The sequence below is a fragment of the Pseudomonas sp. Tun-23181 genome, from assembly GCF_057415455.1.
Map to the genome: position 1 here is coordinate 5,021,622 of NZ_CM171630.1, position 12,742 is coordinate 5,034,363.

General features: G+C 59.5%; 16 protein-coding genes. 6 read left to right on the forward strand and 10 right to left on the reverse strand.

All coding sequences use genetic code 11. The features are described from left to right. Positions 1–101: 101 nt before the first annotated feature. On the reverse strand, positions 102–1,427 hold the full coding sequence (rimO, locus tag ACDI39_RS23690; RefSeq protein WP_486539032.1) for a 30S ribosomal protein S12 methylthiotransferase RimO: 1,326 nt from the start codon (positions 1,425–1,427) through the stop codon (positions 102–104). Between the two features lie 46 nt (positions 1,428–1,473). On the opposite strand from rimO, the gene ACDI39_RS23695 reads away from it, so the two are divergent. After that, the gene (locus ACDI39_RS23695; RefSeq protein WP_486537094.1) at positions 1,474–3,090 is read left to right on the forward strand and encodes a recombinase family protein; all 1,617 of its coding nucleotides are present in this window, start codon (positions 1,474–1,476) and stop codon (positions 3,088–3,090) included. Here the strand turns inward: ACDI39_RS23695 and ACDI39_RS23700 are convergent. From ACDI39_RS23700 to ACDI39_RS23740, 9 genes are all read right to left on the reverse strand, one after another. Then, positions 3,087–3,353, reverse strand: coding sequence for a hypothetical protein (locus ACDI39_RS23700; RefSeq protein ID WP_486537095.1), 267 nt, complete (start codon positions 3,351–3,353; stop codon positions 3,087–3,089). The genes ACDI39_RS23695 and ACDI39_RS23700 overlap by 4 nt on opposite strands. Positions 3,354–3,557: 204 nt before the next feature. Then, complete coding sequence (locus ACDI39_RS23705) at positions 3,558–4,154, reverse strand: hypothetical protein (RefSeq protein ID WP_486537096.1); 597 nt, start codon at positions 4,152–4,154, stop codon at positions 3,558–3,560. Beyond that, positions 4,151–4,744, reverse strand: a complete 594-nt coding sequence (locus ACDI39_RS23710; protein WP_486537097.1) for a hypothetical protein — start codon at positions 4,742–4,744, stop codon at positions 4,151–4,153. Before ACDI39_RS23710 ends, ACDI39_RS23705 begins: the two co-directional genes overlap by 4 nt. Then, a complete protein-coding gene (locus ACDI39_RS23715; RefSeq protein WP_486537098.1) occupies positions 4,741–5,667 on the reverse strand; it encodes a hypothetical protein in 927 nt (308 codons plus the stop codon). The genes ACDI39_RS23710 and ACDI39_RS23715 overlap by 4 nt, the downstream gene beginning before the upstream one ends. Positions 5,668–5,720: 53 nt before the next feature. Next, positions 5,721–6,041 carry a pyocin activator PrtN family protein gene (locus ACDI39_RS23720; RefSeq protein WP_253090907.1) on the reverse strand — a complete coding sequence of 107 codons (321 nt, stop codon included), beginning with the start codon at positions 6,039–6,041 and terminating at the stop codon, positions 5,721–5,723. A gap of 158 nt (positions 6,042–6,199) precedes the next feature. Continuing rightward, positions 6,200–6,484, reverse strand: a complete 285-nt coding sequence (locus tag ACDI39_RS23725) for a phage antirepressor KilAC domain-containing protein (protein ID WP_486537099.1) — start codon at positions 6,482–6,484, stop codon at positions 6,200–6,202. A 9-nt stretch (positions 6,485–6,493) separates the two neighbouring features. After that, a complete protein-coding gene (locus ACDI39_RS23730; RefSeq protein WP_486537100.1) occupies positions 6,494–6,805 on the reverse strand; it encodes a hypothetical protein in 312 nt (103 codons plus the stop codon). A gap of 258 nt (positions 6,806–7,063) precedes the next feature. Then, positions 7,064–7,375, reverse strand: coding sequence for a hypothetical protein (locus tag ACDI39_RS23735; protein ID WP_486537101.1), 312 nt, complete (start codon positions 7,373–7,375; stop codon positions 7,064–7,066). 24 nt (positions 7,376–7,399) lie between these two features. Continuing rightward, a complete protein-coding gene (locus ACDI39_RS23740; RefSeq protein WP_486537102.1) occupies positions 7,400–8,173 on the reverse strand; it encodes an XRE family transcriptional regulator in 774 nt (257 codons plus the stop codon). Between the two features lie 103 nt (positions 8,174–8,276). Between ACDI39_RS23740 and ACDI39_RS23745 the strand changes: the two genes are divergently transcribed. From ACDI39_RS23745 to ACDI39_RS23765, 5 genes are all read left to right on the forward strand, one after another. Next, positions 8,277–8,561, forward strand: a complete 285-nt coding sequence (locus ACDI39_RS23745; RefSeq protein ID WP_486537103.1) for a YdaS family helix-turn-helix protein — start codon at positions 8,277–8,279, stop codon at positions 8,559–8,561. Between the two features lie 589 nt (positions 8,562–9,150). Then, positions 9,151–9,669 (forward strand): phage regulatory CII family protein, encoded by a 519-nt coding sequence (locus ACDI39_RS23750; protein ID WP_486537104.1) that lies wholly within the window; start codon positions 9,151–9,153, stop codon positions 9,667–9,669. Beyond that, positions 9,551–9,880, forward strand: coding sequence for a TraR/DksA C4-type zinc finger protein (locus ACDI39_RS23755; protein ID WP_486537105.1), 330 nt, complete (start codon positions 9,551–9,553; stop codon positions 9,878–9,880). Before ACDI39_RS23750 ends, ACDI39_RS23755 begins: the two co-directional genes overlap by 119 nt. Next, positions 9,870–12,089, forward strand: coding sequence for a virulence-associated E family protein (locus ACDI39_RS23760; RefSeq protein ID WP_486537106.1), 2,220 nt, complete (start codon positions 9,870–9,872; stop codon positions 12,087–12,089). Before ACDI39_RS23755 ends, ACDI39_RS23760 begins: the two co-directional genes overlap by 11 nt. Beyond that, on the forward strand, positions 12,086–12,451 hold the full coding sequence (locus tag ACDI39_RS23765) for a PA0613 family protein (RefSeq protein WP_486537107.1): 366 nt from the start codon (positions 12,086–12,088) through the stop codon (positions 12,449–12,451). The genes ACDI39_RS23760 and ACDI39_RS23765 overlap by 4 nt, the downstream gene beginning before the upstream one ends. The last annotated feature ends 291 nt before the right edge of the window (positions 12,452–12,742 follow it).

Below are 12,742 nucleotides of genomic sequence, written 5' to 3' on the forward strand. Positions count from 1 at the left end.
GTACCCGCGAACGGGCCGTCTCCCTCACAACATAGATGCAAAAAAATGCCCCGCCAGTGGACGGGGCGCGATGGGCTGCAAGGCAGCCCTGACATCTGGCTTCAGACCGGCTCTGCCCACATGTCGTACTCGTCGGCATCGACCACCCGGCAACGCACCTTGTCCCCCGGCTTGAAACCGTGGTTGCCATCGATGAACACGCTGCCGTCGATTTCCGGGGCATCGAAGAAGCTACGCCCGACCGAGCCCTGCTCTTCGACCTCGTCGATCAGCACCTCGATTTCCTTGCCGATGCGCAGTTGCAGGCGCGCGGCGCTGATGGCCTGCTGGTGCGCCATGAAGCGATCCCAGCGTTCCTGCTTGATGGCGTCCGGCACTTCCTCCAGGCCCAGGTCATTGGCCGGGGCCCCTTCGACCGGCGAGTACTGGAAGCAGCCGACGCGGTCGAGCTGGGCTTCGGTCAGCCAGTCGAGCAGGTACTGGAAGTCTTCCTCGGTCTCACCGGGGAAGCCGACGATGAAGGTCGAGCGGATCACCAGTTCCGGGCACTGCTCGCGCCATTTCTTGATGCGGGCCAGGGTGCGGTCCTCGAAGGCCGGGCGTTTCATGGCCTTGAGCACCTTGGGGCTGGCGTGCTGGAAGGGGATGTCCAGGTACGGCAGGATCTTGCCGGCGGCCATCAGCGGGATCACGTCATCGACGTTCGGGTACGGGTAGACGTAGTGCAGGCGCACCCAGGCGCCGAGGCTGCTCAAGGCCTCGCACAGCTCGAGCATGCGGGTCTTGACCGGGCGGCCGTTCCAGAAATCGGTCTTGTACTTGACGTCGACGCCATAGGCGCTGGTGTCCTGGGAGATCACCAGGATCTCCTTGACCCCGGCCTTGACCAGGCGTTCGGCCTCGCTCAGCACTTCGCCGACCGGGCGGCTGACCAGCTTGCCGCGCATGGACGGAATGATGCAGAAGCTGCAGCTGTGGTTGCAGCCTTCGGAGATCTTCAGGTAGGCGTAGTGACGCGGGGTCAGCTTGACGCCCTGGGGCGGTACCAGGTCGATCAGCGGGTTGTGGTCCTGGCGTGGAGGTACCACTTCATGGACGGCACTGACCACCTGTTCGTACTGCTGCGGGCCGCTCACCGACAGCACGCTGGGGTGCACTTCGCGGATGTTGCCTTCCTCGACGCCCATGCAGCCGGTGACGATGACCTTGCCGTTTTCCTTGATCGCCTCGCCGATCACTTCGAGAGACTCGGCCTTGGCGCTGTCGATGAAGCCGCAGGTGTTGACCACCACCACGTCGGCATCCTCGTAGGTGGGCACGACTTCATAGCCTTCCATGCGCAGCTGGGTCAGGATGCGTTCGGAATCGACCAGGGCCTTCGGACACCCTAACGATATCATACCTACACGTGGGGCTTTCTCTGTCATCATAATAGGTAGATCCTCATCAGAGCTTAGGGCTAAATCTTTTCTAATGGAAAAAAACGGCGCGAGAGTATACAGCTATTTACGGTTTTCTGATCCACGCCAGGCGACCGGGAGTAGTGCCGACCGTCAGCTCCAATACGCCCAGCGCTGGGCGGCAGAAAGAGGGCTGGTTTTGGATGAGTCTTTGTCTCTCAGGGACGAGGGGTTATCTGCCTACCACCAGCGTCACGTCAAGCAGGGGGCGCTTGGGGTCTTCCTCCGGGCAGTCGAGGACGGTCGAATCGCCGACGGTTCGGTTTTGGTCGTTGAGGGCCTGGACCGGCTGAGTCGCGCCGAGCCGATCCAGGCCCAGGCGCAGCTGGCACAAATCATCAATGCCGGCATCACTGTGGTCACCGCCAGTGACGGCCGAGAATACAACCGGGCTGGTCTGAAGGCTCAGCCGATGGACCTAGTGTATTCGTTGCTGGTGATGATCCGAGCCCATGAGGAATCCGACACAAAGTCGAAGCGCGTAAAGGCCGCTATTCGCCGTCAGTGCGAAGGTTGGATTGCGGGGACCTATCGGGGCGTAATCCGAAACGGCAAAGATCCGCAATGGTTACGCTGGGATGGGCAAGAGTTTCGCCTGATTCCTGAGAGGGTGGAGGGGGTGCGCCTGGTAATTGAGCTGTTCCGCAAGGGATATGGCTCAGTCCGGATCATCCGCGAGATGGCCCAGCGGGGCTTGTCCCTTACAGATAAGGGCGTTACTGCACTGCAGGTCCATAGGCTGGTCAGATTGCCAGCTCTGATGGGGGTGAAAGTGCTCGAGCTGGAGGGGGAAAGCTACCGGCTCGAAGGGTACTACCCACCAATTCTTACCGCAGAAGAGTTCGCGGATCTCAGCGTGCTTGTTGATAGTCGCGTGAAGCGAAAGGGGCGGGGGGAAATTCCAGGTCTCGTCACGGGGCTCGGGATCACCTATTGCGGCTACTGCGGAACTGCAGTGGTTGGGCAGAACATGATGTTCAAGGCCAGGGCGGACGGTAGCTTGGCCGATGGCCATCGGCGGCTGATTTGCGTCGGTTACTCACATAACGAAGGTTGCCCTGTAGGTGGTAGTTGTAGCGTCGTGCCAATCGAGAAGGCGCTGATGAGCTATTGCACGGATCGGATGAACCTGAGTAGTTTGCTTGAGGGCGGCGACCAATCTCAGGCCATCCAGGCGCGCCTCGCAGGTGCTAAAGCCGAGGTTGCTCTGATTGAGCAGCAACTGGAGCGCGTTGGGGAGGCGCTGTTGGCTTCCGAAGGAGGCGCGGCGCCTCTCATCTTTGTACGCAAGGCGCGGGAGCTCGAGGAGCAGCACGCAGCTAAGCGGAAAGAGGTGGCGCAGGCTGAGCGAGAGCTGGTGACTATCTCGAGCCGCGATCAGCCTGGGCTGGCCGAGGCATGGGCGCAGTTGGCCTCCGGCGTTGAGGCTCTTGACTACGACGCAAGGATGAGAGTTCGGCAACTAGTGCGGGAGACGTTCGAGCGGATCGTCGTTTACCACCATGGTATGCAGGCTGCGGGGCGTGAAGGGAAGGTAATTGATTTATTGTTGGTCGGGAAAGGGGGGCAGCCCCGGCTACTTCGGATTGATCGCAAGACCGGGGACTGGCAGCTGGGTTTTGGGATTTAGGCGGCTTTGTCAGGCTTGAGCGGGATCGGCTTGCTCAGAACGCGCATGTGGCCCTGGCCGATCCAAAAATTATGCTGCACCTGGATGCAGACATTCCAAGCTTCCTGAGCAACATGTTGGCCGGCATCGACGATGTTGCCATCATCATCGACAAGGGCCATGCGCAGCCTTTTCCCGTCGCGGGTTGAGCACGTAAATCCTTCGTGTGATACGCCGCTGATAATTGCTGTGGGCAGCGTGTCGGTTATTGCGTCGAATATCATTGCGCTGCCTCTTGTGTGTTGCTCGATCTTTTGAGTCGCTTCTTTGCGTCTACGTTGGCCATGTAGGCTGCCCACTTCGCGCTCTCGCGCCGTTGGCGGATCCGGCTGCATTTGGTGTGCCGCCGGGTCGATCTGCCTTTGCCGCAAACATCGCAGATCGCGGGTAGATCGAGGCTGTGCGAGGCCATTGGCGGTCGGATGCGCTCAGTCATGGTGTGCCTCGCGTGCTGTTTGACGATCAAGGCGCTCCAGTTCGGCCAAGATTAATCCTCCGGCTTTAATGAGCATCTGCCGTTGAGATTTGGGCTTCCACATTTCAGGGGGCCATGGCCACATCGTCGGAGCGTGCGTGCATTGGGCATGCGGTAGGTTCCAAGTGCGAGCCCAGAAAGAGTAAGTGCTGGCAGCATCTGCCAGTTGTCCCGAGGTGTATTGATCGTCTCTCTGCGGTGTATAGCCTTCAGTCACAATCTGCCGCTGACGTTCCGCGAGTATGTCCAGGGCTGCTTGGTTCAGTGTGCTGTGGTCTGGGCGGGTATAGAGCGGCACCACTTCTTGCCCCTCCTTCCGCAGGTTCTCAATGCCAACATCCTCACGGTTGCGCGACCAGATGCGGATTTTTCCGTTTTCGGTGAACAGCGCATACGCTACCGGCTCGACCTGCTTATCCTTCTTAGCTGAGGGGGTCAGAATACGGTTCAGTTCATCCGCTACGTCCTGCATACCAGTTGCTAAGGCTGCATCAAGGGCTTGCTCCAGAAGCTCGCAGGGCACTCTGACCATTTGGTTGATGTTGTTCATGGATGCGCCTCGTCGTAATCCACCGCCTGGCTGCCATTGTTCAATGCGTTAAGCGCGGCTTCGTCGAACAAGCGGTGCATAGGGTTGGTACCTTGTTCATCCTCGCGCTGCAGCTCATGGATAATTTCCTGGAGCAGGAGCTGGTCGTCGGTGATGCTGATTGGCGATCCGGCTTCGTCTGTCGGCCACTCCGGGGAGCATGTGACAGCGTGCAGCAAGCATTCGGTGGTGATGCGGATCACTAGTTGGTCGCCTTCGACTGCCACCGTCGGCAGTGCATCAGTGATCCCAGCGGTATCGTCCGAATAGGTGGTGTTTGCGAGGCTCACTTGGCTGTCTGATCCGATGAGCACGGCAGGGGCAACTTGTTGTTCGCCATTTCTAGCTGCATCGAGCTTCGTGGGGTAAAGCCCGGATCGGCTGCACCAGATTGTGATAGGCATGATTGAGCCGCCCCTGGCCTGTTCCTGCATCAGCCGAAACACTTCGCGGGCGATTAGCTCGGTGCTCATTTCGTGGAGCCCGCTGACAGCATCGAGTGCATGCTCCAGCGACGTTTGGGTGAATGTAATTCTTTGAATGCTGTTCATGCTGCTTCCCCCGCACTAACCGCGCCGGCCGGGGTGTTGCGTAGTTGGGAGTGCACACGCATTGCGAGCGCCAGGATGTCTTGCTGTTGCTGGGCTGCCCGTTTGCGCCCTGGCTCGGTACCTGGAAGGGCTTTCCAGGTCTTCTCGGCCAGCTTCAAGGACTCGGCGGCGCTGATCAGCAAGTCATAGTCGGCCCTGGTCACCGCCAGGCCGGTGTAGGACATGATCCGTTCCTCGAGCTCGGCGATTGTGCGCTTAAGGTTGGCGACGGTGAAGTGGTGCTTGCGGTGCATGGCCTCGCGGTCGTCCAGCAATTCGTCCAGACGGCTACGCAAGGCCAGGTAGTGATCAGTTGAAATCAGGAATCCGGCTTGCTGCAGGGCGGCTTCAATCGCCTGTGCCATCCGCTCCGAGGTGGCGTAGGTTCCGGCTTGCTCGGCCAGTGTCGTGTCCATGGCGGCGACGATGCAGCTGACGGCGGAAGGGTGCGTATACCCCTCGGCAGGCTGCGCGTGCGGGCGATTTTTAGCGATTAGCGTTGCATCAACGGGCGCTGCCTCGCGCAGCTTGTTGTGGGGTATCTGCGCTTCTGCGGGGCTGCTGGTGGGATGAATAATGCCTGCTGCTTCGCAGCAGAGGCTTTTTGTTTCTTGCGCGCTGATGCTGCGAGTGTCGCGGAGCGAAGCGAGTGGGACATCGCCGAGAGTCTGGGCCAACTCGTGCTCGCTTCCCTCCGTGATCCAGATCTGCGGGGATTCCTGGTCGATGGGGCGGCTGCATCCTGCGCAGGGCGGGGAGTTGGAAAGCAAGCCGTGTTGGCGGTTGGCTCGGCCTGCTGTGCGCCCAAGCCAATAGGCATAGGCGAACAGCCCGATGATGAATAGGCAGATTATGGCGAGGGCGATGACCTGTTGGGTCGTCATGGTCTTACTCCTTGTGGTGTGCGGGCCGGTGGTGGCGGCCCTTGCGAGTCTTGTTACTGCTTGTCGTGTTCGGTGTTGAGACGGGACTGCTCCTCGTCTGCCAGGTGAGCCCTGCTATCGATCAGGGCTGCAACATGGCGGATGTGGGCGAACTTCAGGTCCTTTCGGCTGCTGCCCAGGGTGGTGATGGGCAAGCAGATCCGACCGTCCTTCAACTGCTCGACGAAGGTCTGTTCGTTGAGGTTGCGGAAGTACTGCACTCGCACCTTGTCGAGTGGTATCAGCACGTCGCCAAACGTTCGGTACAGCAGTTCTACCGTGGTTGAATCAGGTGCGTGCGGCAGGCGCAGCGCGATTTGGTTGTTGTTGCTCATCAGGCTTCGGGCTCTCCCTGAGCTTGTGGCGTGACGGATGGTTCCAGGTGATTTCACAGTGCTTGCGTACCAGGTCGCGCCATTCTTCCGGGACCTGCTGGAGCGCAGCGTTGCGCTCCGCACGGGTCTTGAGCTGGAGGATCTGGGCCGCGTATTGCCTAGGCCGCATAGCGCTTATCTTCCGGTGGTGACGGAAGGTGTAGCCCCAGGCGCTCTGCCAGCCAGGGGATTCCGGCCTGCTTCACGCGGGTCGACTCGCTGTACTGCATGCCGACGTCTGGATGGAACCACTTCCCCTCTTTGATCCGCAGATACTCACGGTCACGGGTGGGGTAGCGGGGCAGGTTGCGTTCGGTCAACAGCTCGTTCTCCCGCATGCGGCGAATCAGTTCGTTGCGGCTGATCCCGAAGTGCTTAGCGGTTTGTGCGAGGGTTCTCTCCACGGTCGCCTCCTATGCCGCGTCTGCGAGCAGTTGCTCGACTGGAGGCATGTCGGCAGTGTCCAGCTTCCCGTTGGCGATCGCCTCGAGGTGTGCGGCAATCTTGCGCGCACTGGCGAGGCTGTTCGCTGGCAAGGTCAAGCTGTTCACCGTTGAGCCCATCCGAATGACAGCCGTCACCTGGTCGAGATAGACCTCGGTCTGTACCGTCGCCTTGACGCGGGCGCCGTTCGACTCGTCGCGGAGAATATGGGTGAACTGCCCGGTCAGATTGGTCTGTGCTTTGAGGCAGACGAAAGCGTTTTGGCTCAGTGCATAGCTCATGCTGCGTGCCCCCCGGTGGTCGGAGAGGCGGGGCGGAATGCGGGCGCGGAGGGGACACGTTTGGTGGCGACAAACGCGCAGCCATGTTGTTGCGCTAGACGACGGACCTCAAAGATGAGATCGGTTGTGGCTGCGGCCGGATGGACGTGCAGTGATGCTGTGGTGTGCATGGTGTTGCCTCACTCTGTGGTGGAAGAGTGAGGCAAAAATAACCTAGGTTTTAGTGCCTGGCAATAACCTAGGGTGTAATTTGTATGGCTATCGCGGATCTGTGAGAAGCTGCGCCACCTCAGCGTGCAGCTGATCCACTACCACCTTCAAGAGCTGTGGGAAGGTCTCATCGAAAAAGCGAGGCTCCGTCTTGAAGGGGTGCATAGTGGATTTGTTCACACCGTACTGTTCTCCGGCCGTGGTTAGTCGTTTGAAGGATTTCATGACTCCGCTGCCGGTCGTGCTTGGGTACTCCTCATTTTTGACATGCCCTGAGTTAATTAGAGCATTCAAGATGGTGTTTGCATCGAATGATACACCATATTCCGCTATTAACGACTTAAGGGGTTTAACTTCCATGCTCCTATCCTTCGTGTTATGTTTTTAAAGTAATTTTGCATTAACTGGATTAATGGTTGACCACCAAAACACTCTGCCGATGATCTGAATCCGTTGCTCCATAACCTGGTCTAGCGTGTAGTCTTCATCAGCATATTCATCGCGGTTGAAGCTACGTAGTCGGATGGATCCGCTTGGTAGACGATAAAGAAACTTGACGCGCAGTAATCCGTCGTGGTCTAGAGCATAAAGCTGGCCATCCACGATGCGGGTCATGCCTTTGTCAATGCCGATGGTAGCCTTGTCGAGTATGAGGGGATGGTTTGAATTGCCGCTGTTTGTGGCGCAGGCGGCGCTTTTCGGATCTATGCCGGCCTTTCTTAGGGTGTATCGAGAGAACCTTACTTTTCGACCCTCATCTACTTGTACTGTGGTTCTCCCTGCTCCTGAAGCTATTTCTACTTCTTTGTAAAGGGGGAGTGCAACCTCATCCTCTTCGAGAGGGGTTGTGTCGTCCCAAGTTGAAAGTTCACCAAGTTTAATCGGTGTTCCATCAGCGGGTAGCTTATGCGTTCGATCAACTTTACCTGTCTGAGGCATGATTCCTAATTCCAGCCAATCTACATCGACCTGTAAAGCTCGGGCAATTGCGGCTATAAAACGGCTTTTTTTGCTTTTTCCTGATGCCAATTTCTGAATCGTGGCTTGTGAGCAGCCAGTTGCCTCGGCGAGTCGCTCTTGCACGATCCCTCGTTGCTCCATGGCGTAACCAAGGCGGTCGGCGAGCTCAGGCAGTTCTGTAATGTCGAGATAGTTCATAGGGGCATGCTAAAACCGAGGTTATAGATTGTCCAACAACCTTGGTTGTTGACAGGTTAAACCCTTGGTTGTAATTTGTTGGTCGTTCAGAGGAGAACTCATCATGAAAAATCTGTGTACGGCAACGGCCGAGGGGGACTCGACCCAACTTAAGGCCCTCCTGCGGGCGCTTGAGGCTTGCGGGAACAACCAGTCGGAGCTTGCTCGGCGCTGCGGCGTAAAGCAGCCGCATGTGTGGAAGTGGGTAAAAGCAGGAAGAGTTCCGACAGAGCGTGTCCTTGCTGTCTCTCGGGCAACTGGAGGGGCGGTGAAGCCCCATGAGTTGCGACAAGATCTGCCAGACATTTTTCCGCCACCTGAAACACAGCCTCTTAGCGAGGCCGCATAGAAAAAAGGCGACCTAAAGGTCGCCTCGTTTCCCCCGGTAGCACCACCACAGTGCTACCGGGCCGCATTCGAGATAGGTGGGCACACCACTGCAACCACTTACCTCGACTACGGAGTTCCAGGCACGAATGCCTGGGTGCCGCCTTCTCCACCACAGATAGGGCGGCGGGAGCCGGTCTGGTCCATGGGACTGTTCCGGCAGTGACTCTCTCAAGCCACGCGGCGAGTGTAACACCACCGCTCGTCGCAGGCACTGGCAGCCTTTAGGGCGTACTGCCAGGTGCCTGAATGGGAGGCGAGTGATCGCCCCCATCACTCGGCAGCAGCACCACATGCTGCCGGGTTGCGTGAAAGGTAGACGGGCACACCACATAAGTCCGTTTACTAGGATCGCACCGCCCAGGCAGGGAGCCTGGGTGCCGCCTCCTTCACCACGGGAGGCAACTGTTTCGCCTGGGGCAGTCGATGGAGTGACGCCCCGGCCAGAGGCCGTATCAGCCCTTCGCTGGCCGGCTAATTACTCTCTCACGCTATGCGGCGCTGCTCACCACAACACGCCGCAGGCACTGGCTACCGAAAAGGACAATGCCATGAGCCGAACTGCAATGAGCTGCATCGAGCGCGCCAAGCGCGAGGTGCTGCCGCTCGAACTCGCGCTGTACCATGCTGTACGTGACTACCCAGGCGGTGCTGCCGCCATCGCTGCCACAACCGGCCGCAACGCCACCACCCTCCAGCACAAGCTGTCTCCCACCCACCCGACCCACATCGTCAACGTTCAAGAGTTCGGCGAGATCCTCGAGCTGACCAAGGATCCGCGCATACTCGACTCAGTGCACGCTCTCGTCGGCGACACCATCTGGCAAGAGCTCTCCGGCGCCTACAGCCATGACGTTCCCGAAACCCTGACCATGGGGCTTGCGGAATTTTTCCGCCAGGTCGCCAACCTGTCTGAAACTTGGGCACGCAGCATTGGCGACGGCAAAGTCGATGACCGGGAGCTCGCTGAGATCCAGCAGCAAGTCTTCCGAGGCATCCAGGGCTTGCTCGGCATGTATCGCCGCGCCGAATACGTCAACCAGACCACTCGGGGGGCGCGTCGTGGCTGATATTGCTGATTTGGCGAATGATCGCGCTCAGTGGCACTTGGATCTCGCATTGGCAGCCCGTAAGTCTGCCCCTGTGCGAGTTTCTCTTGAGGAGTGCGTGGATTGTGATGAACCAATCTCTCAAGCGCGCCGGTTAGCTGCCCCAGGCTGCATGCGTTGCACGGATTGCCAGGTCTTGAACGAGAAGCAAGGGGCTCGTCATGCTCGATAAGGTACTTGACCAACTACACGACTACGGCCTGCAGCCTGACCAGCCTCTGATCTTCGGCAAACTGACCCGCTGCCGCACCAAGGATGACAAGGGCAAGGAGAAGAACGGCTGGTATGTCCTGCATGAGCACCTCACGGCCAAGGGGCAAACCCTGATCTTCGGCAGCTTCGGTGACTGGCGCCTCGGTGAAACGCAGAAGGTGAAAACCGACGGTCGTGGCCTGACCCCGGAAGAGCGTGAGGTGATGCGTGCCCGGCAGGCCGACGCCAAGCGCCGGGCTGCGGAGATCGCCGCCAGCGCGGCGCGCCGTGCGGCCAAGCGTGCGGAAGCGTTGTTCAGACGCATGCCCGAAAAGGGGCGTAGCGCTTACCTTGATCGCAAGCAAGTGGTCGGCTTCGGCGTTCGCTATGCACCGAAGTCGGGCGCGGTGTTGGTCCCGATGCAGAATGCACAGAATGCCATCGTCGGCCTGCAGGTGATTTACCCGGAGGCCCAGGCGGATACCGGGCGCGACAAGTCCTACTGGCCGCATGGCATGGCGAAGGAGGGTGCGTTCCACATGATCGGCGGCCACCCCGAGCCTGGCGAGCCGGTGCTGGTGTGTGAAGGCTACGCCACCGGCGCTAGCCTGCACATGGCGACTTCCCAGGCAGTGGCGATCGCCTTCGATGCGGGCAACCTGATGGCTGTCGCCAAGCACATGCGCGAGCGCTTCCCTGGCCGGTCCATCATCATCTGCCGCGATGACGACTGGAAGACCAAGCGGCCAACTGGCGAGCCCTGGAATCCTGGTGAGGAAAAGGCCAACAACGCGGCGGTGGTGGTCGGTGGCCAAGTAGTAGGCCCGATTTTCTCGGGCGACCGCGAGGCCAAGTGGACCGACTTCAACGACCTGCACTGTGCCGAAGGCCTTGAGGCGGTTCGTCGGCAGGTCACGGCGGTGATTAAGCCCCCGGCTACTGGGGGGTGGAAAGACATGCTGGCCAGGACCGAAAGCGGTGCCCTGATCGCCCACATGCAGAACGTCGAGCTGATCTTGGCCAACGATGAGCGATGGAGCGGAGTGATCGGCTACAACGCCTTCAGCTCGAAGATCATGCGTCTGCGGGCTGCACCCTATGGAGGTGAACCGGGTGAGTGGAGCGATATCGATGACATGCGCGTGATGAAGTGGCTGGCCCAGCAGAAGAACCTGCGCGTGAAGGCCTCCCACGTCGTCGAAGCGGTGAGCATTGTCGCTCATGACAACGCTTACCATCCTGTGCGCAGCTACCTGGCCAAGCTCGAGTGGGATCGTGTGCCGCGCCTGGAGCGCTGGCTGCATGAGATCTTCGGCGTCCCTCGGAACGAATACAGCGCCAAGGTTGGCAAGCGCTGGATGATCTCGGCGGTGGCCCGTGTGATGAAGCCCGGCTGCAAGGCGGATGCGGTGATGATCCTCGAAGGCGCGCAGGGCGAGGGTAAGTCCACGGCCCTGGGCATCCTTGGGGGCGAATGGTTCATGGACACGCCGTTTACCTTGGGCGACAAGGACGCGTTCCAGGCGATCCGGGGCAAATGGATCGTCGAGCTGGGCGAGCTGGACAGCTTCAACAAGGCCGAGAGCACCAAGGCCAAGCAGTTCTTCTCGGCCTCCATCGACACCTACCGCGAAAGCTATGGGCGAAGAACAAGCGACGTGCCACGCCAGTGTGTTTTCGCGGGCACCACCAACCAGGATGAATACCTCAAGGACGCCACCGGTAACCGGCGTTATTGGCCGGTCGCCTGCGTCAAGGTAGATCTGGAGGCATTGCGCCGGGTCCGTGACCAGCTGTGGGCCGAGGCCATGTTCTGCTACCAGGCCGGTGACATCTGGTGGGCCACTCGCGAGGAGGAGGAGCTGTTCACTACCGAGCAGGAAGATCGCTTCGTGGTGGATGAATGGGAAGGGCCGATCCTTGACTGGCTGGAGAATTCACAGGTTGGTGAGACGGTTACTGGGAGTGAGGTGCTGGGCCAGGCGCTGAATCTGGATCCTGGGCACTGGGGCAAGCCCGAGCAGATGCGTGTGGGGTCGATCATGCACCGCCTGGGGTGGCGCCGCCGACGGCTGGCTGCGCTGCCGAAGAGCGGCAAGCGGCCCTGGGCGTACCAGAAACCCGAGGGGTGGGGCCGCGCCAGCGCCCTGGAGCAGCAACCGCCAGCGCCGAAGGAGGAATGCTTTTGATCAAGCATATCGATGAGATGCTGAAACTGTGGGCGCAAGAGCTCCACACCTCATGCGAGCGTTTCGGCGGTTCAGGTGGTGGTAGCATGCTCGGGCTCCTCATGGACTGTCAGGGCGACCTGATCCGAGGCACCAGAGGAAGTCGAGTACTGCTCGATGAGTCTGCCGATATCGAGATCATCGTGAACAAGCACCTAGAGCCCCAGTTGTACATCATTGTCCATGAACACTACTGCAACCATGACAGCCTGCTCGAGCAGAAAATGGCTTATTGCAGGTGCAGCAGAAAGACGTACTATGAGCGCCTGCACCGGGCCCATGTGGCTATTCAGGAGCTGTTGAGAGGGAAGAAGGCTGCATGATCCGCCACCTTTGGTCCTACCGTCCCGCTGTTGTCCTGCCGCATTTTTTGCAGGGCAGCCCAGCTCCAGCCCGCGCAGTTCGCGGGCTGTCCCACCGTCCAGCCACCCACACGAAGGCGCGCACATAGTGCGCATGCTGCGCGTTACGCGCGCGTTGCGCGCAGCGTGCTTTTAATCTCTCTCTTTACACGGGAAAAGGTTAAAAACAGTTAGACAGTGGGACAGCCCTTGATTTTAAAGGGCTCCGTAAGTCCCACCATCACCGCCCCCTTTGAGACCTATGGGGCAGCG

What these genes read in the sequence shown, in the direction of transcription:
- ACDI39_RS23695 (WP_486537094.1), top strand. Translation starts at nt 1,474, where the DNA reads ATGGAAAAAAACGGCGCGAGAGTATACAGCTATTTACGGTTTTCTGAT.
- ACDI39_RS23755 (WP_486537105.1), top strand. Translation starts at nt 9,551, where the DNA reads ATGACCGGGAGCTCGCTGAGATCCAGCAGCAAGTCTTCCGAGGCATCC.
- ACDI39_RS23750 (WP_486537104.1), top strand. Translation starts at nt 9,151, where the DNA reads ATGAGCCGAACTGCAATGAGCTGCATCGAGCGCGCCAAGCGCGAGGTG.
- ACDI39_RS23720 (WP_253090907.1), bottom strand. Translation starts at nt 6,041, where the DNA reads ATGAGCAACAACAACCAAATCGCGCTGCGCCTGCCGCACGCACCTGAT.
- ACDI39_RS23700 (WP_486537095.1), bottom strand. Translation starts at nt 3,353, where the DNA reads ATGATATTCGACGCAATAACCGACACGCTGCCCACAGCAATTATCAGC.
- ACDI39_RS23745 (WP_486537103.1), top strand. Translation starts at nt 8,277, where the DNA reads ATGAAAAATCTGTGTACGGCAACGGCCGAGGGGGACTCGACCCAACTT.
- rimO (WP_486539032.1), bottom strand. Translation starts at nt 1,427, where the DNA reads ATGACAGAGAAAGCCCCACGTGTAGGTATGATATCGTTAGGGTGTCCG.
- ACDI39_RS23715 (WP_486537098.1), bottom strand. Translation starts at nt 5,667, where the DNA reads ATGACGACCCAACAGGTCATCGCCCTCGCCATAATCTGCCTATTCATC.
- ACDI39_RS23705 (WP_486537096.1), bottom strand. Translation starts at nt 4,154, where the DNA reads ATGAACAACATCAACCAAATGGTCAGAGTGCCCTGCGAGCTTCTGGAG.
- ACDI39_RS23730 (WP_486537100.1), bottom strand. Translation starts at nt 6,805, where the DNA reads ATGAGCTATGCACTGAGCCAAAACGCTTTCGTCTGCCTCAAAGCACAG.
- ACDI39_RS23740 (WP_486537102.1), bottom strand. Translation starts at nt 8,173, where the DNA reads ATGAACTATCTCGACATTACAGAACTGCCTGAGCTCGCCGACCGCCTT.
- ACDI39_RS23760 (WP_486537106.1), top strand. Translation starts at nt 9,870, where the DNA reads ATGCTCGATAAGGTACTTGACCAACTACACGACTACGGCCTGCAGCCT.
- ACDI39_RS23710 (WP_486537097.1), bottom strand. Translation starts at nt 4,744, where the DNA reads ATGAACAGCATTCAAAGAATTACATTCACCCAAACGTCGCTGGAGCAT.
- ACDI39_RS23735 (WP_486537101.1), bottom strand. Translation starts at nt 7,375, where the DNA reads ATGGAAGTTAAACCCCTTAAGTCGTTAATAGCGGAATATGGTGTATCA.